The sequence below is a fragment of the Embleya sp. NPDC001921 genome (genome assembly GCF_053594475.1).
Genome location: NZ_JBSFEO010000060.1, coordinates 52,938 through 69,626, shown reverse-complemented (window position 1 = coordinate 69,626; position 16,689 = coordinate 52,938). Strand labels below are relative to the sequence as shown.

The window sequence follows — 16,689 nt, the reverse complement described above, 5'->3', positions numbered from 1 at the left end:
CACCCTCTTCCCCCCCCCCCCTTCTTCCCTTTGGGCGCCGCCGGGTTGGGCGCGGTCGGCCCGGCCGTCTCTTGTTGCGTCCTGTCCCGCGTACTGCGGGTGGAGCAGGTGTCGCGTGCCGATTTCCCCGACGTACGGCCCGTGTTGCATGTCGTACCGGGCCGCCGCACGAGAGCGCGCGCAACCACCATGCAACGAGTCGGGGATCGGCCATCCACGAACGGCCGTCGAACGGCTGAACAACGAGAGAACTTCCGGTCCGAACCCGTTATCGATCCGTGATATTCACGGTGGGGAGCGACGTCAGCAGGGGATTTCCAGATCGATGGCGACCGGGTTCGACGGCCACTGGTAGGACGCCACGGCGAAGTTGCCGTGGACGGTCGAACCGCAGGCGACGCTGCCGCCCACGCCGGAGATCTGGATCGTCGAGCTCTGGAAGATCGCGTTCTGGGTCACCGCGCCGAGCGAGACGCCGGCGACGTTGCCGGACAACTGCAGGATCAGCGGCTTCGGCTGCGGCAGCGGACTGCCGGGCGAAGGGGGGCCCGCCAGGCCGACCTGGCCGAAGAGTCGCACGTTCTCGCCGGTGATCTCGGCGCAGACCTTGGTCGCGAGGCCGGACTGGAGACCGTACGTGCAGGTCACGGTGGTCGGAACGGAATCGGCGGTCGCGATCGGCGCGGCGGCGAGGATGCTCGAGCCGGCTATGCCCAGCGCTGCGATGGCCTGGATGCACTTCATGGGAAACCTCCGGTGTCGTGACGCCCGACGTCGGGCGTGCCTTATGAGGTGTGACATTGCACATCTCACATGTCACATCCTGGCACGGGAATGAGCGGCTCATCGACCACCGAGGGCGAATGCCACCGTGATCTGCGTTACACGGAGAGTCCGACGGCTATGACTTTCAGTCACAGCCGGCCGAATCACCCCTCCCGCCCCCACGCCGGCAGGCTCGGGTTGCGGCGCAGCGCGTCCAGTACGGCGCGCACCGCCGCACGAGGCGGTGAGCCGCGGCGGATCGCCGCCGTGATCGTGCGCGTCTGGGGATTCGCGAGTTCCCTGGTGGCGACGCGATAGCGGCGGTCGACCGCCAATCCGGGCAACAGCGCGATCGACAGCCCGGCCTCGACGTGCTGCAAGGTCATCATGTAATTGCCGAACCGGCAGACCACGCGCGGCTCGAACCTCGCCTGCCGGCACAGGCGCAGGGCGAGATTCGCCATGTACGACTGCGGGATGTCGAACGCCCATCGCTCGTCCGCGTAGGCCGCGAGGTCCACCGCCCCGCGTCCGGCCGCCGGATGCTCGGGCGGGACCACCAGCAGGACCGGGTCGGTGGCCAGCGGTACGAGGTCGAGATCCGGCCCCAGGGGCAGCTCGTCGAAGTCGGTGGTCGTGATGATGATGTCCACGTCACCGCTGCGCAGCGCGGGCATGCTCGCGTGCGGCTCCAACTCCAGCAGTTCGACCTCCAGATGCGGATGCTCGCGCGCCAGCCGGGTCACCGCCGGCACCGCCATGGTGTGGATCGCGCTCTGGAACGCCCCCAGCCGCACGAGCCCGGCGGGCTCCTCGCCGAACCCGCGCAACTCGGCCTCGACGCTGTCCATGTGATCGAGGATCGCCTGCGCCCGCCGCGCCAGGATCAGCCCGGCCGAGGTCAGCCGCACCCGTCGTCCGGTGCGTTCCAGCAGTTGGGTGCGCGTCTCCGCCTCCAGCACGGCGAGCTGCTGGGACACGCTGGACGGGCTCAGGTTGGTGGCCTGGGCGACCGCCCGGATGGTGCCCAGCGTGTCCAGTCGGCTCAGCAGGCGCAGTCTCCAAGGGTTCATCACGCCCCCATTGTCGACACCCTTGTGCGGTTTTTCCGAACAGGACGGCCGGAATTGTGAGATGGACGTGTCGCTCGAACGCGATCTACCGTCGTGGACATGGCTGCTTCGACCCCCGCCCCGTCGTCCACCGAAACCTTCTGGGCCGACGCCCGGCGGCATCTCGTGCGCTACGGCGGCGAGTTCACCCGCGAGATCATCGACCACGCGGCCGGGAGCTTCGTTTTCACCGCGGACGGCCGGAAGATCCTGGACTTCACCTCCGGCCAGATGAGCGCGATCCTGGGTCATTCGCACCCGGAGATCGTGGCGACCGTCCGACGCCAGGTGGCGACCCTCGACCACCTCTACAGCGGCATGCTCAGCCGCCCGGTGGTCGACCTCGCCCGACGGCTGGCCGCCACGTTGCCCGCGCCGCTGGAGAAGGCGCTGCTGCTGACGACCGGCGCCGAGTCGAACGAAGCCGCGATCCGGATGGCCAAGCTCGTCACCGGCAGGTACGAGATCGTCTCGTTCGCCCGCTCCTGGCACGGCATGACCCAGGCCGCCGCGTCGGCCACCTACAGCGCGGGCCGCAAGGGCTACGGTCCGGGCGCGCCCGGCAACTTCGCCATCCCCGTCCCGAACGCCTACCGTCCCGACTACACCACGGCCGACGGCGTACTGGACTGGCGCCGTCAGTTGCACACGGCCTTCGACCTGATCGACGCCCAGTCGACCGGCAGCCTGGCCGCGTGCCTGGTCGAACCCATCCTCAGCTCCGGCGGAATCATCGAGCCGCCGCCCGGGTATTTCGCGGCCCTACGGGACAAATGCCGAGAACGCGGCATGTTGTTGATCCTCGACGAGGCCCAGACCGGCCTGTGCCGCACCGGGTCCTGGTACGCGTTCGAGCGCGACGGCGTCGTCCCCGACATCCTCACGCTCTCCAAGACGCTCGGCGCGGGGCTGCCGCTCGCGGCCGTGGTGACCAGCGCCGAGATCGAGCAGGAGGCGTACGAGCGCGGGTTCCTGTTCTTCACCACGCACGTCGCCGACCCGCTGCCGGCCGCGGTCGGCAACACCGTGTTGGACGTCCTGATCGCCGACCGGCTCGACGAGCGCGCGCGAACGCTCGGCGCGTTCCTGCGCCAGGGCCTGACGGACATCGCCGCGCGGCACGCGGTCGTCGGCGACATCCGAGGCCGGGGCCTGCTGGCCGGGCTCGAACTCGTCGTCGACCGCGAGACAAAACAAAGCTCGGACGCGTTGGGCGCGCGGGTGACCCGACGCTGTTTGGAACTGGGCCTGCACATGAACATCGTGCAACTCCCGGGCATGGGCGGCGTCTTCCGGATCGCGCCGCCGCTGACGGCGACCGAGGACGAGCTCGCGCTCGGCCTGACGATCCTGGACGAGGCGATCGGCGACGCCTGCGCCACGCGCTGAGCACGCCCGCTCGTCGCGCCCGGCGGCGCACCGCCGAGCGCCGTTCGACGCCGGTCGAACCAGGCGCGTGCGAGCGCGAGTTCGTCAGCGGGCCGGGCCGGCGAACGCATCGAGGACGAGGCGGGCGAAACGTTCGCCGATGCGCAGGTGGGTGGCGGAGTCCGGATGCAGGTCGTCGGGCAGCGGCAGTTCGGCGTGGTCCGCCTCGCCGTGCCCGTTTCGTCGATCTCTTCGATCGGGGCGTCGGCCGGTGGTGGGGTCGGTGGGGACGGGGGCGGTCGCTCAGGAGGCGGTGGGCCAGGCGCGCAGCAGCGCGTCGAGCGCGTCGAGGATCTCGGTCCAGCTCTCCTGCGAGTCGGGGGCACTGTGATCGAAGCCGCCCGCGCTCTCCAGCCCGACGTAGCCGCTGCATCCATTAGCGGCGGCTGTCGGTCGAGCGGGCACTCCGTGCGGCGCTTTCGCGCCGCGCCGCGTTCGCGCGCCGCGCCGCGTTCCGTGGCCCGGCCGACGCCGGCGCCATTCGGCGTAGTCCGACGCGCGGGCGGGTCGGCTGTGCTGGTCGACTGATCCGAAACCCCTGACAACCCCGCAAGCGGAGGCCGACATGGCGATCTTGGTGGTACTCGAAATGCCCGGCATGACCCAGGCGATGTACGAGGCGAGCGCGGACAAGGTGACCGGTGGCCGCGGCCCGGTGAAGGACCCCTCGGATTGGCCCGTCCCGGGCCTCATCTCGCACACCTCCGCCCCAACCCCCGAAGGCTGGTTCGTCGCCGACGTCTGGGAGTCCCAGGAGGCGTTCCAGCGGTTCAGCGAGATCATCATCCCGATCCTGCGGGACCTCGGCGTCCCCGACTTCGAGCCGCGCGTCTACCCGGTGTTCACCGTGGTGACCGCGTAGATCCGTGGTGACCCCGTGATCGTCCGACGGCATCGGCCCGGGTCTCCCGGGCGGTCGGCGGACCCCTTCGAGTGAATCCGGTGCGCCTCCGGCCGTGGCCGGGGGCGCACCGGTGTGTTACCGGTGTGGTTCGGGTTCGGGTCGGTTCGCTCAGAGGGTGCTGTTCTGGACCGTGGTGTACATCGCCTGGGTGAGGTCGCCGAAGCCGTTGGACATCAGGTAGGGGCCGTATGCCCAGTTGGGCGTACCGCCGTGGACGATGGCCCAGGCGGCTTCCCACCAGGGCGAGCTGCCCGTGGCGTTGGTGAAGCGGGAGGTGACCGCGATCTGGGTGCCGGCGCCGGTGGTGGGGTCGAAGTTCATCAGCCAGGGGCCGCCGCTGGAGCCGGGGGACATCGCCGAGGCCATGTCGTGGGCCAGGTTGACGGTGGAGTCGTCGATGGTCGTGCCGCGGGCGTACATCAGGGACCGGCCGTCGAAACCGCGTCGCAGTGAGGGGGCGACGCCGAAGTCGGCGGAGGTGGTGCCGTCGCTGTTCCTGGACCAGTACCAGTTGCGGGTGTTGTCGGTCGGGTAGCCGAACTGGTGGAGCGAGAGCGGGTTGGCGGCCACGCCGAACGCGATGTTCTGGCCGCCGGTGATCTGTTGGATCGGCGTGGGGTCGCCCGGGCGTTCGACGGTCGCCATCGCGACGTCGCCGCCGGACCGGAAGGTGCTGTCGGCGTCCCACGTGGGGGTGATCCAGGCGCGGGTGACGCCCCAGACGCCGTAGGGCGCGACGTCGGCGCCGGGGAGGGGCGCGTTGTTTTCGTCGGTGCCGGTGAAGCGGGGCACGTTCGCGCCGTTGAAGGCGGGGATGAACACCGCGTTGGTGACCACGTCGTCGCCCAGTGCCCCGCGGAGGTTGGCCGTCACCTTGAAGCAGTGGCCCGCGGTGACGATGGTGCTGCGGTTGGCACTGGTGATCACGTTCGCGGAACACGACGAGGGCACGAGCGCGCCGTCGAAGGAATTGCGGTACACCATCAGGAGCTTGCCGGTGGTCCGGGAGATCTTCCCCTGGCCGGTCCACGGTTTGCTCAGGTCGTCCCAGCCGCCCGGCGGCGGGAACGCGTCGGCGCCGTCCGAGTTGAGGCCGTACTCGGCGATCCGCGCCAGATTCCAGAAGCCGACCTCGGCCTGGAGCATCGCCGCGTGGTTGACGGCGTCGGCGGCGACCAGGCGCGGCAGTTCGACCGGGGCCGTGGCGTCGGCGTGCGCCGCCGGCGTCGCGGTCAGCGCCGCGGCGGTGAGGCCGAGCACGCCCACCACCGTGGCGATCTTGCGTCGTAACGTGCGTCGTACGTGCATGGAGTGGTCCATGTCCTTTCGAAAGGGCAAGGGCACAAGGGCCGTTGCCTCCTGGGAGGCGGGGTCGGATCGGAAGCCCGTCGCGATCGACCCTGTTCATGACCGGTCGGTCGGTCATAAGGTGTGCACCCGGGGCGCAACTGTCAAGACCACCAAGTGGTTTGGCCGTTTCAACAGAGGTGATCGATGGCACGACCGGCGGGACCGGGCCGTGAGGCGTTGTTGCGGGCGGGACTCGAAGTCGCGGACGCACGCGGGTTGTCCAGGATGTCGGTGAACGCCGTGGTGGAGACGGCGGGCATGGCGAAGGGCAGCTTCTACCAACATTTCAAGGATCGCCGCGGCTACCTCGTGGCGCTGCACCGCAGGTACCACGGCGGCCTGGAGGAGCGTGTCCTGGCCGAGGTGGACGGCCTCGCGCCGGGCCGGGAACGCCTGGTGGCCGGCGTGCACGGCTACCTGGACGCCGGCCTGGCGACCACCGGCACCCGCGCACTGCTGGTCCAGGCCCGCACGGACCCCGACCTCTTCGAGGAGACCCGCGAACGCAACGCCCGCACCAGAGCCCTGGTCCTGCCCGAACTCGTGGCCCTGGGCTGGGATCCACCGGAGCCGATGGCGCACCTGCTGGTCGCGATGGTCTTCGACATCACCCTCGAGGAACTCGTCGCCGGCCGCCGCGACGACCTGCGGGAGGCGCTGCTGCGGCTGCTCCTGCGCTGATCCGCGTGGTCGAGCCGCGCGGGGGGCGTGGCCCGCCCGAGGCGAGTCGCCGTACCGGCGGGCACATCGGCACGAACGCGGCGGGCGTCGGCGGGGTCACAGGCGGGCGAGCGAGGCGGCCGCGGCCAACGCGGCTCGTGCGGCCGGGGCGTTGCCGGCGATGTCGGCGCGCACCGACGCGAGTGTGCGGCGTCCGCCGAACAGCAGACAGAACTCGACCGCGTCGGCCGTGACGGTCGCCAGCGGCGCGTGCCCCGCGTCCGGGAGTACCCACCGGCCCCCACCCGACCCGGTCAGGACCAGGGACACCGGTGCGTCGGCCACCATCGGGCCCAACGCGCGCAGCCCGTAGGCGATCAACTGGTCCAACCGCGTCGGCCGTACCGCCCGCAGCCCGAACAGCCGGGCCAGGTCGCCGGTGTGGATCCAGGTCTCGAAGGCCCGGTCCGCGTAGGCGTCCGCGAGCCGCGCCGCCTCCGAGGCCGCCGGCGCCGGCCGCGCGGCCCGCAGGAGCCCGACCGCCTGCTCGTTCCAGATCGCGCGGGCCTGGGCGAGCGTGTGCTCGCGCAGCCGGGCGAGCACCTCGGCCGTACGCCGACCGTCCGGATCCCCGGGACCGGCTCCCGCCGCGATTGCCGACGGCACCGCCTCGGGCACCCCCAGCGCCGCGCACAACACGCCGTCGGTGGCGATCAGATGGGCCAGCACACCCGGCAGGTCCCACCGCTCGCCCACCGCACCCGCGTCGCCGATCGCCCGGTGCGTCGCCGGATCCCGATCGGGCATCACCTCGTTCAGGAGCGCGTCCAGCATGGCCACCGCGTTCGCGAAACAGGCGGCGTAGTCACCCACCGGCACCCTCGAGGTCCGCGCGGCGGAGGCCGCGAGCAGGGTGCGTGCGCGCAACCCCGGGGGCGGCACCGGGCGTCCGCCGTTCAGTGCCCGCCCGGGCACCCCGGCCCGCAGCCGTTCGGCCTCGGACCGGCAGTCCGCACACCCGCGCAGATGCGCCCGCACCCGGGCGTCCTCGGCCGGCTCGCACACCCCGAGCACCCACGCGGCGAGCACCGAGGGAACCCGGTCGTGGCCCTCGCTCATCGTCCCTCCCCGCTCGTCCCGCCCCCCGCGCCGCGCGCGGCCGGATCCTCCATCAACGTCGCCAACTGTCGTAAACCGACCCGCATTCGGGATTTCACCGTGCCCTCCGGGACCCCCAGCCGCAGGGCCACCTCGCGGTAGGTGATCTCGGCGTAGTACGCCAACTCGATCGCCTCACGCTGCACCGCCGGCAACCTCGCCAGGGCCGACCGCACCCGATCCGCCTCGTCCGCGGCCAGCACGCTGTCCTCGGCGCTGGCCACCCATGCCCCGTCCCCCGTACGACACGCGTGTTCGACGCGCCGTTCGCGGGACTGCTCCGCACGCACCCAGTCCACGGCGCGGCGATGCGCCAGCAGGCACAACCAGCCGCGCAGCGAGCCGCGTTCGGGCCGGAAGGCGTACGGACGCTCCCACAGGTGCACGAACACCTCCTGCACGATGTCCTCGGCGGCCGTCCGGTTCCCGCTCACCCGCATCGCGACCGAGTGCACCAACCCCACGAAGCAGTCGTACACCTCGGCCAGCGCGGACTCGTCCCCCTGGACGAGCCGGTCGTGCAGGTGTTCCTCCGGTCGTGGCAAATCGCTCCGTGCCTCCACGCGTCCACCCCCCGGTGGTGACCAACGCTCACAACCTATTCGGAGCCGAACGCCGGACGGATGACGGTCGACGGGAGGAACTTTCGAGGCCCTCGGTACGCGTCGTCGGCGTCATCCGCGCGGGCACCGCGACCGAATCAGGTTCCGACGCGCGGTGGTCGACCGACGGCCGGGCCGGATGCGGGGATCGTACGCCGCGGCACCCGGGCGCATCGCCAGGGTGCCGCGGTTGTGCCCGGGCCCTGTTCGGGCCGGCCGGCTCGGCTCGACCGTCACGGCGAGGGTGTCGGGTCCTCGTCCGGCACGCCGCCGCCGCCGAGTTCGCCGGACAGGTAGGCCGCGTCCGCTCCCATGTCGACGTACAACCGCGCCCACGCGAGGTCGGTCGCGGTCGCGGGCTTGCCGTCGCAGTAAGGCTTGCGCCCGTTCGCCGTGTAGTGCTCCAACACGTTCAGGACCTTCGCGGTGTCGCCCTCCTCCGGTGAGGTGTACTCCGATCCGGGGCGCGACCGCTGGTGCTCCTGGCACGTCGCCGTCGTCGGCGCGGCCTCGAACGGGGCCCGCTCCGAATTCTTGTCGTTGCCCGACCCCGTGCACGCGACGGCGCAGGCCGACAGCGCGGCCACCGCGAGCGCCGTGCCCGTCGTCGCCCTCATCCTCGTCATCGGGTTCCGCAACCTCGTCGTCATCGCGACCGACTCCCTTCCTGTGTCGTGCGTCGAATACGGCCGGTGGGCCTCAGTCCACCGCGCGAACGGTGAACACCACGCCGACCGCGATCACGGACACGGCGGTGGCGAGCGGGAGATACGGCGACCACCACGAACCCCGCAGGTGCCGGGACGTGGGTCGCAGGCGGACCAGGACCAGGCCGGCGGCGGTCAGCACGGCGGCCATGCCCACCCCGTACGCCAGCACGAGCAGGACGCCGAACACGGTGCGCCCGAGCGCGACGGCGCCCAACAGGACGACCAGCGCGGACGGGCTGGGCACCAGGCCGCCGACGACACCCATGCCGATCAGGACACCGCGTCCGGGGCGCGTGCTCCGAACGGCCGAATCGGCTGGTGCGTCGGCGACGGCGACGGCCGTGTGGTCCCGCGAATGCGAATGCGAATGCGCGTGGGCGTGCCCGTGGGCGTGCGTGTGGGAGTGGGAATGCGCGTGGGTGTGTCCGGGTCCGCCGTGCGCGTGTACGACCGCTCGATCGTCCCCGGCCCGACCCGCCCGCAGCCCGAGTGCCGCCGCGCGCAGCAGCCACACCCCGATGCCCGCCACGAGCAGCCCGCTCGCCGCCCCGAGCCACATCAGCACTCGCTCGCCGGTCAGCGACGTCGACACGCTCAACAGCGTCCCGACCACCAGCACCCCGGCCGTGTGTGTCAGGGTCACCGCGGCCCCCACCGTCACCGCGTCGCGCACTCCCTGACGACGCCCGTCCGCCCCGCGTGTGGCCAGGTACATCGCCATGATCGTCTTGCCGTGCCCGGGCAGGGCCGCGTGCGAGCCGCCCAGCACGAGCGCCAGCACTACCGCGGCGACGCCCGCCCCCACGGTCAGGTGGTCCGCGCCCAGCACCGCGTCGAAGCGACGCTGCACACCCGCGTACGCACGTTCGATCGTGTTCGGCGTCGATCGCCGCGCGTCCGGCGCGGGTGCGTCCGTGCCGGGACGCACCCGCAGATCCGCGCCGCGCACATCCGGCGGTGAGGACAGCAGGTCCACCGGGTAGGAGAGCAGTCCGCCACTCGCGCTGGTCCTGGGCACCGGGGAGACGCCCAGCGCGACGCCCTCGCCCGAGGCGGTGATCTCGCGCCACCCGGCCCGGCCCGGGTGGTTGTCGTTCTGCACGGAGACCCGCGCCGGGCGGGACAGGTCGGCTGCCGCACTCAACCGGCACTCCGTGCGCGTGGTCGACAGGCCCGCGGCGCCCGGCACCAGCTCGGCGCCCGCCCGCAGCACCGTCCAGGCCGCGCCCGGACGCCCGTCGATCCGCAGCCGCAGCCCCTTGGCCAGACGCGGACATTCGGCGTCCGCGTGGGCCTGCAACTCGGCGGCCGAGACGTGTCCGTCGTGGTCGAGGTCGCGCCGCCCCTCCTCCTGGAGCGTGGGAATCTCCGCCTCGTCCACGAGCGCGAGGTCCTCCACCCGATCGGGACGCAGCGTCAACAGGTGGGCCTGGTTGACGCTGATATTCCCCAACGGGTGAGCCGACGCCTGGGGCGCGGCCCCGACGAGGACACCCATGGCGGCCAACAGGGCCGTACACCCGGCCACCGCCCAACGTGCCCTCATCGCCCGCCTCCCGAGGTTTCGGAGGCCGCCGAGGCCTCCGTGCTTCCGGTGCCGGCCGTACCGCCGGCGTTCCCCGCGTCCCCCGCCCTCCCCGGGTCCCCCGACGCGGCGGCACGGATCGCCGCCGCATGGGCCAGTACCTCCGGATCACGCCACCCTCCCGCCGTGGCCTCCACCGCGTAGGGCAGCGCCGCGTCGGCGCGCCCCGCCCGATACAGCGCCCAGGCCAGCGCGTCCGCCGTGTGCACCGAACGTCGGCGGGCCCGCTCCGCCTCGGCGCGCCGCACCGCCTCGGCCGGATCGCCGTGGTCGGCCTCGAACACCGCCCGGGCCACGTCGTCCGTCGCGCCCTGCGCCTCCTGCACCGCGAACTGGGCCGCCACGAGCCGGAACTGCTCGCGGGCGAGGTCGGCCCTGCCGGCTCGCTCGGCCGACTCGCCGTAGCGGGTCAGGTATTGGGCGATCGGCGTGGACGCGGTGACCTGCTCGTACTCGGTGAGCGCCTCGTCCACGCGGCCCAGGTCGGCCAACGCCGCGGCCCGCCCCGCGCGCAGCGCCGGATCGCCCGGCGCCGTCCGCAGCCCCGCCTCGTAGGAGCCGAGCGCCCCGGCGGGATCCCCGTAACGGCGCGCCAGTTCGCCCTGCCACAACCGGCAGTACGCGATCTCGTCCCGAGTGAACGCGCCGTCGAGTGCCCGATCGAGCGCGGCGCGCGCGCCGTCCACGTCGCCACGCAGCTCCAGGTCGTAGGAGGCGCGCGTGAACGAGGCCACCGACGGGCGCAGGTCGAGCATGCGCTGGATCGCCTCGGTGGCACCCTTGGTGTCGCCGAGCTGGGTGGCGGCGTCGGCCAGTGCCCCGTACGCGGGCGCGTGGAAGGGATCGGCCTCGATCGCCCGGACCGCCGACTCCCTCCCGGCGGCGAAGTCGTGGCGGGCGTTCGCCAACGCCGCGGACGCCACCAGCGCGCTCACCCGCGTCGGCGTCCCGGGCCCGGACAACGCCAGCGCCCGATCCAACGCCTGGCCCGCCCGGACGTACAACGACGCGTCGCCCGTGACCCGGGCCCGCTCCACGTACGCCCCACCCAGCGCGGCCAACGCCTGTGCGTCGTCCGGTACTTCACGCAACCGCGCCTGCGCGGCGGCGATCGGGTCGGCCGGTGTCGCCGCCCGCGCCCCGACCGGGGAAGCCTGGCTTCCCCGGTCGGTGTCCAGTGAGCGCACGGCGACGGGAGCCGCGATCAGCAGGATCCCCGCCACCGCGCCCGCACCCCACACTCGCAGATTCGGCACGATTCACCCGCTCGGCGCGTCGACGGCACGGTTCACCGGCCAGTACTCCGGCAGCGCGACATAGGGGAACGTCGCCGCGAACGGCCGGTTCCCGGCGTCCACCATGTCCCCGCGCGCGAGCGCCGGCACCGGTCGTCCGGTGGCCACGGCCCCCTCCAGCGCCTGGAGTTCGATGTCCACGACGTCGTCGGTCAGCCGACGCCCGTTGGGGAACCCGGCCAAGTCGCCGCCGAGCACCCCGAGTCGGTTCGGCTTGGCGGTGGGCGGGATCGACATGTTCAGCCGCATCTCCTCCGCCGGCACGAACGCCTTCGGGTCCACGTCCTTGTTCAGCAGTTGCGAGTTCAGATCGATCTGGATGGGACCGTTGGTCGCCTTCGCGATGCCGGTCAGGAAGATCTCCACCAGGTCCGCGCGCGGGCCCTGCGGGGCCTTGATCCCGTAGATCTTCTCGATCAGCCTGGGCACCTCGGGCTGGGTCACCCGGTCGACGAGCTCGGGTACGGTCCGATCCTGGTCCGGGGTCAGCGCGTTGAACCGGTTCTTCAGTCCGGCCGGCACCACGACCTCGTTCACCAGCGGGTTGCCCAACCGCGACACCTGTACGTACCGGCCCCAGTCGCGGTCCTTGCCGTCGGCCACGACCACGTTCATGCCGCGCCGCGACGTGGTGCTCCACACCCCCACGACCGGGTTGCGCTCGGGGTCGTTGCGCAACGCCAGTGCCGCCTTGGGGACTTGGAGCACCAGTGTGTTCACGTTGTACCCGGCCACCGTGTCCTGCCCGACCTCCTTGAGGTTGCCGCCGTACAGCAGGTCGAAGACCCGCAGGTCCAGGAAGAACGGGTCCTCGGTCTGGCCCGCGAACACCCGCCCGCCGCCCGGCAGATCGTGCAGCGCGGCGTCGCGCAGGCCCTTGTAGTCGGGCATCGACGCGGCACCCACCCGCGAGGGCGCCACGCGTCCCTGGTCCAGCAGCGTGCGCGAGTTCGTGCCGCGGATCTCCTGGAGCGTGTACCGCTGCCGGAACAGCAGGTTCTCGTCGTCCAGCGAGGTCACCGGCCCGTTGTTGTACAGGAAGGTGTCGTTGCCGCGCCGGTCCTCGTCGCGGAACGTCCAGCGGTAGGTGACGTCCGGCTTGCCGTCGCCGTCCGAGTCGATGTTGATCTCGTAGCGCGCGTCGGTGGCGAACGGATGGAAGTTCGGGCCGCCGTTTGGCTCCTGGAACGGGACGACGTTGGCCACCAGCGTGACGGTGTCCGGACGGTCGGGGCTGACGAACGCGTACACGTCGGTGTTGTCCAGTTGCGGACTGGCCGCGATCAGCGGTGCCTCGCGATGGCTGGACGCGGTGGCCGGGCCGGCGTCGGTGAGCGCGACGCTGCCCGCCGCGAGCAGCGCGCCGACCGCGACCAGCGCCGCGGCGGACCGATGGCGGTGCATGTGGTGGTTCATGGCGGGGTTCCCCCTCGGCATCGCACGGCATGGCCTGCCGTGACACCTCTGATTCGGTGTCGGCCGACCCGCGGTTTGCCCACGATTGCCGCAGAGGTGTAACAGCCTTGCCACCGGACGGAGTTCGCGCTCCGAAGGGCGCTCGGGGCGCACACCCGGGCGGGCCCGCGCACGTACACCGTGTATGGGCCCGCCCGGTGGTGGTCAGAGGATTTCGTCATGACCCGAGCTCGATCCGGGACCACGCGTGCGGCGACCGCGTGCGGCGGCGATCCGTCCGGCGGGGTGCGGGCGGGGCCTGCTCGCGGCGGGGGCGGGGTGGATCGCGTAGCGTCCCGGCCATGGCGGTGGAACGAGGGGCGTTCGTCGATTGGTGGTACCAGGAGGAGGCGACGCACGCCGGCGTGGCGGCGGCCTTTCGCGCCGTTCGGCCCGGTGACGCCGAGGCGTTGAAGGACCGACTGCGCTCCGAGTGCGCACAGTTGTTGGGGAAGACGCATCGAGCGCCGCCCGCGCTCGTGGACGTGGTGCTCGCATCGGGTGATGTGGAACTGCAGCTTGCCCTGGCGGAGGCGGAGTTCGTCGGGACGGCGGTGCTGTGCGCGCTCGCCCGGCTGGGCCGGCCCGAGTTGGGCCGTGCGTTGTGCACGTTCCGGCGCAACGACTGGGACCGGGCGGAGGTGATGGCGGCGGTCATGGCCGCGGCCGACCCGGCCGATCCGGGTTGGCGCGCACCGGACGGCCTCGTCCCGTGGCTCGTCGCGGGGGACCACGTCTTCCGGCACGAACTTTTGTACACGCCGTTCGGCGAGGTCCTCGCGGCCACGCTGGTGCGGATCGGCTCGCGGATGCCGCCCGACCTGCTGCTCGACCGCGTGCGCGGGCTGCGCGACCTGGTCGGTCCGGCCGAGTTCGCGGACTTCGCGCGCCGTGCGCGGGAAGAAGAGGGCGAACTTGGGCATCCCGGACTGCTCGCCCGGATCGACGAGGAGCCGGCCGGCCCACCGGACCCCACGGGCCTGTGGCTCCTGGCGACCCGGCGGGCCCGTACCGAGCGCGGCTCGACGGTGATCGACTGGGACCTGGTCCGGGCGGAACACGCGCGCAACCCGCACCCGGCGATCGTCCTCACCCGACTGGTGAGGGAACCCGACTGCCCCGAAGACCTCGTGCGCGAGGCGTACCGGCACGATCGTGCGGGCACCGCCCGGCTCGCCCACCGGCTGCCGGACGACCTGTCGGTGGATCCCGAACTCGAGCACGACCCCAAGTGGTGGCCGGAGTTCATCCGCCGCCGGCACCGACACGGCCTGCTGTCCGCCGAGCGCGTCCTCGCCGAGATCGCGCCCGCGGTCGACGCCCTGGGGTGCCTGGACGCCGACGAGCCCGGGACCCGGAAGGCGCTCGCCGAACTGGTCGCGCCACTGGGAGCGGACCGCGCGGCATGGGCGGCGGTGTACACCCGACTGGGCGCGTACGCGGGGTCGTCGGCCGCGCTCGTGACCGATGTCCTGGCGGCACGCACCGGGAGCGGGTCGGGACCGGACGGCATCGCGGGGGGCGATGTCCTACCGCACGGCGCCGCCCCGGACCACGTCGCACGGGAGGCAACCGATGCCGCGTCGCCCGGGTCGACCGGGTCGGCCGACCCGGCGCGGGCGGGATTCCTGACCCTCTTTCGGGCCGTGCCGCAGGACGTGCGCGACGCCCTCGTGCCGGACCTCGACCTGCCCGCGCTGCGCGACGTACTCGCGTCGGCGTCGACGAACGCCGCCACCCGTGCCCGGATCGCCGCCGTGCACGGGAGGCGGGTGTACCTCGCGCGAGCCATGTGTACCGAGCAGGTTCCGGAATCCGTCGAGGAATTGCTGGACCTGGACGACCCCGACGTCAATGCCATGCTGTTTCGGGACGCACCGCTGACGGACGCCCAGCGCGTGCGCGTCCTGGCCGGCGTGGACCGTCACGGCGAGCGCGGCGCGGTGCCGACGACCGACGACCTGTTGTACACCCTGAGCCGGCTGAGCCTGCTCGAGTTCAGAAGGCGCCTGATGACCGGCCTGTTCTCCGGGGACCCTCGAGTCGTCCGGCTGATCCTGGGCCGCACCCGGGTGCACACCGCGGTCGCGGCGAGCCGGATGCTGGTCGCGGTCTGGGAACGCGGCGGGGCGGGCGCGGTGCGTGCGCTGCTGGACGACGTCACCCCGCCGCCGCGGCAGGGGAGAAGCGCCGCCCTTCCCTTCGACGCCGAGGTGGCCCGGTACGCGCGCGAGGCGCTCGCCGAACCCGACGGTCTCGATCGCATGCGTCGGCACGCCGCGACCGCCGGGGATCCGGCGCACGTGATCGCGGAGATTCGCCGGGGCAGCGACGCCATCAGGTACCTGACCGACGAGGGCATACCGATCCCGTGGACGGAACTGGTCGCGGCGCACGCGGTCCGGCCGCTGACCTTCGGCCCCGTCGACGCTCTCGTCAAGCGGCCGGACTGCCCCCGCGAAATCCTGCTCGCCGGCCTGCGATTCCGGCCCAACGCCTACAACGGACGGGCGTCGTGGGTCCGGGACTCCGTCGAGCGCGGCACTCTCACCGTACGGGACATCAGCGCCCACTGCGCACCGGCCGGGATGGCGCTGATGCTCACGATGGGCGTACCGATCACCAAGGATCCGCGAGAGCACGAACGGTGGATCGTCCGCGACCTGCGCGCGGCGGGCGCGATCGACCGACTGGGCGACTCGGTGGAGGCGTGGACGATCGCCATCCGCATGCTGCCGGAGTTCCCCGGCACGCTCCTCGAACTCCTCGACACGGTCGCGGCGATCGTCGCGGTCGGGCAATGACGAGACGCGCCGGAGGTGCGGCGGCGGGGCGTGCCGGGGCGGCGCCGGTCGTGGTCACGCCCTCGCGGGCGTAGGACGCCGGCGGGGGTCGCGGCCGGTGCGCGCGAGCAGGTCCTCGAACGGTGAGGCGTTCTCGGCGGCCGGTACGGGCTCGCCGAAGACCTTCATCTCGCGCGCGGTCACGGCCATCGTGTCGACGAGTTCGTGCAACGGGGGGATCACCCGCGGGGGCGGTGTGTACTCCCGGCCGGTGGCGTGGGCGAGATCCCACGCGTGCACGGTCAGGTCGAGGAGCGCCATGGACCCCACGACGCGCGCGGGTAGACCCATGCCGCCCGACATGCCCTCCTCGGCACCGGGCGCCGCCCACGCCGCGACGAGCCGTGTCGTCTCGGCCTCGAAGCCCGCCCGCCAATCGCCGACCAGGAAGTCGGGAGTCGTGGAGAAGTCCGCCGATTCCTTGGCGGCCAGGGCCTGGAAGTTCACGACCACCTGGTAGAGGTGATCGAGCAGGTCGCGCACCTCGTAGTCGGCGCAGGGCGTGGGCAGGCGCAACTCCTCGTCGGTGATCGCGCCGACCACCGCGACCGCCTCGCGAGCGGCGTACCGGAGAAGCTCACTGATCGTTTCGGTCATGCGTGAATACTGGACGCGCGACTGCCGGCACGGATTGAACAAACGCGACACGCATCGCCACCCCGGTCGGCCGAGGGCGTCGGCCGGTTCGTCCTCCCGGCGAGCGTCCCGCGCCGACGGGGCGGCCCGGACGCCCGATCGTCACCGGGAGTTCACTCGTGTACGTATCCCGTGACAGTACTTCGGTCGTAACGTACCCACTGGTAACGCCAGTCGCACGCGGCG

General features: G+C 72.3%; 14 protein-coding genes and 2 pseudogenes. 4 read left to right on the top strand and 12 right to left on the bottom strand.

Annotation, left to right across the window (positions count from 1 at the left end; all coding sequences use genetic code 11):
- Window positions 1-303: 303 nt before the first annotated feature.
- Both ACWCPW_RS44865 and ACWCPW_RS44860 read right to left on the bottom strand, forming a co-directional pair.
- Complete coding sequence (locus ACWCPW_RS44865) at window positions 304-744, bottom strand: hypothetical protein (protein WP_449767404.1); 441 nt, start codon at window positions 742-744, stop codon at window positions 304-306.
- Window positions 745-929: 185 nt separating this feature from the next.
- Window positions 930-1,838: a LysR substrate-binding domain-containing protein gene (locus ACWCPW_RS44860; RefSeq protein WP_449767403.1), complete on the bottom strand. Its 909-nt coding sequence runs from the start codon at window positions 1,836-1,838 to the stop codon at window positions 930-932.
- Window positions 1,839-1,937: 99 nt separating this feature from the next.
- Here ACWCPW_RS44860 and ACWCPW_RS44855 point away from each other — a divergent pair, with 99 nt between their 5' ends.
- Window positions 1,938-3,266 carry an aspartate aminotransferase family protein gene (locus ACWCPW_RS44855; protein ID WP_449767402.1) on the top strand — a complete coding sequence of 443 codons (1,329 nt, stop codon included), beginning with the start codon at window positions 1,938-1,940 and terminating at the stop codon, window positions 3,264-3,266.
- A gap of 84 nt (window positions 3,267-3,350) precedes the next feature.
- Here ACWCPW_RS44855 and ACWCPW_RS44850 read toward each other — a convergent pair.
- Both ACWCPW_RS44850 and ACWCPW_RS44845 read right to left on the bottom strand, forming a co-directional pair.
- A pseudogene (locus ACWCPW_RS44850) lies at window positions 3,351-3,494 on the bottom strand (lipase); the annotation flags it as partial.
- A gap of 54 nt (window positions 3,495-3,548) precedes the next feature.
- Window positions 3,549-3,674 (bottom strand): annotated as a pseudogene (locus tag ACWCPW_RS44845) (TetR family transcriptional regulator); the annotation flags it as partial.
- 196 nt (window positions 3,675-3,870) lie between these two features.
- Here ACWCPW_RS44845 and ACWCPW_RS44840 point away from each other — a divergent pair.
- Window positions 3,871-4,167 carry a hypothetical protein gene (locus ACWCPW_RS44840; RefSeq protein WP_449767401.1) on the top strand — a complete coding sequence of 99 codons (297 nt, stop codon included), beginning with the start codon at window positions 3,871-3,873 and terminating at the stop codon, window positions 4,165-4,167.
- A gap of 150 nt (window positions 4,168-4,317) precedes the next feature.
- Here the strand turns inward: ACWCPW_RS44840 and ACWCPW_RS44835 are convergent, their stop codons facing one another.
- Window positions 4,318-5,517: a trypsin-like serine peptidase gene (locus ACWCPW_RS44835; protein WP_449767400.1), complete on the bottom strand. Its 1,200-nt coding sequence runs from the start codon at window positions 5,515-5,517 to the stop codon at window positions 4,318-4,320.
- A gap of 186 nt (window positions 5,518-5,703) precedes the next feature.
- Here ACWCPW_RS44835 and ACWCPW_RS44830 point away from each other — a divergent pair, with 186 nt between their 5' ends.
- Entirely contained in the window at window positions 5,704-6,240 is a 537-nt protein-coding gene (locus ACWCPW_RS44830; RefSeq protein WP_449767399.1) for a TetR/AcrR family transcriptional regulator, read from the top strand.
- A gap of 96 nt (window positions 6,241-6,336) precedes the next feature.
- On the opposite strand, the gene ACWCPW_RS44825 is transcribed toward ACWCPW_RS44830, so the two are convergent.
- The 6 genes from ACWCPW_RS44825 to ACWCPW_RS44800 all read right to left on the bottom strand — a co-directional run bounded on the left by ACWCPW_RS44825 (window position 6,337) and on the right by ACWCPW_RS44800 (window position 12,985).
- Window positions 6,337-7,338 (bottom strand): maleylpyruvate isomerase family mycothiol-dependent enzyme, encoded by a 1,002-nt coding sequence (locus tag ACWCPW_RS44825; protein ID WP_449767398.1) that lies wholly within the window; start codon window positions 7,336-7,338, stop codon window positions 6,337-6,339.
- Window positions 7,335-7,922: a sigma-70 family RNA polymerase sigma factor gene (locus tag ACWCPW_RS44820; RefSeq protein WP_449767397.1), complete on the bottom strand. Its 588-nt coding sequence runs from the start codon at window positions 7,920-7,922 to the stop codon at window positions 7,335-7,337. Before ACWCPW_RS44820 ends, ACWCPW_RS44825 begins: the two co-directional genes overlap by 4 nt.
- Window positions 7,923-8,212: 290 nt before the next feature.
- The gene (locus ACWCPW_RS44815; RefSeq protein WP_449767396.1) at window positions 8,213-8,605 is read right to left on the bottom strand and encodes a hypothetical protein; all 393 of its coding nucleotides are present in this window, start codon (window positions 8,603-8,605) and stop codon (window positions 8,213-8,215) included.
- 73 nt (window positions 8,606-8,678) lie between these two features.
- Window positions 8,679-10,235: a nickel/cobalt transporter gene (locus tag ACWCPW_RS44810; protein WP_449767395.1), complete on the bottom strand. Its 1,557-nt coding sequence runs from the start codon at window positions 10,233-10,235 to the stop codon at window positions 8,679-8,681.
- Entirely contained in the window at window positions 10,232-11,530 is a 1,299-nt protein-coding gene (locus ACWCPW_RS44805; RefSeq protein WP_449767394.1) for a tetratricopeptide repeat protein, read from the bottom strand. The genes ACWCPW_RS44810 and ACWCPW_RS44805 overlap by 4 nt, the downstream gene beginning before the upstream one ends.
- A 3-nt stretch (window positions 11,531-11,533) precedes the next feature.
- A complete protein-coding gene (locus tag ACWCPW_RS44800) occupies window positions 11,534-12,985 on the bottom strand; it encodes a DUF4331 domain-containing protein (RefSeq protein WP_449767393.1) in 1,452 nt (483 codons plus the stop codon).
- Window positions 12,986-13,326: 341 nt separating this feature from the next.
- Between ACWCPW_RS44800 and ACWCPW_RS44795 the strand changes: the two genes are divergently transcribed.
- Window positions 13,327-15,828, top strand: coding sequence for a hypothetical protein (locus ACWCPW_RS44795; RefSeq protein ID WP_449767392.1), 2,502 nt, complete (start codon window positions 13,327-13,329; stop codon window positions 15,826-15,828).
- 54 nt (window positions 15,829-15,882) lie between these two features.
- Here ACWCPW_RS44795 and ACWCPW_RS44790 read toward each other — a convergent pair whose 3' ends face one another.
- Complete coding sequence (locus tag ACWCPW_RS44790; protein WP_449767391.1) at window positions 15,883-16,464, bottom strand: TIGR03086 family metal-binding protein; 582 nt, start codon at window positions 16,462-16,464, stop codon at window positions 15,883-15,885.
- Window positions 16,465-16,689: the final 225 nt, after the last annotated feature.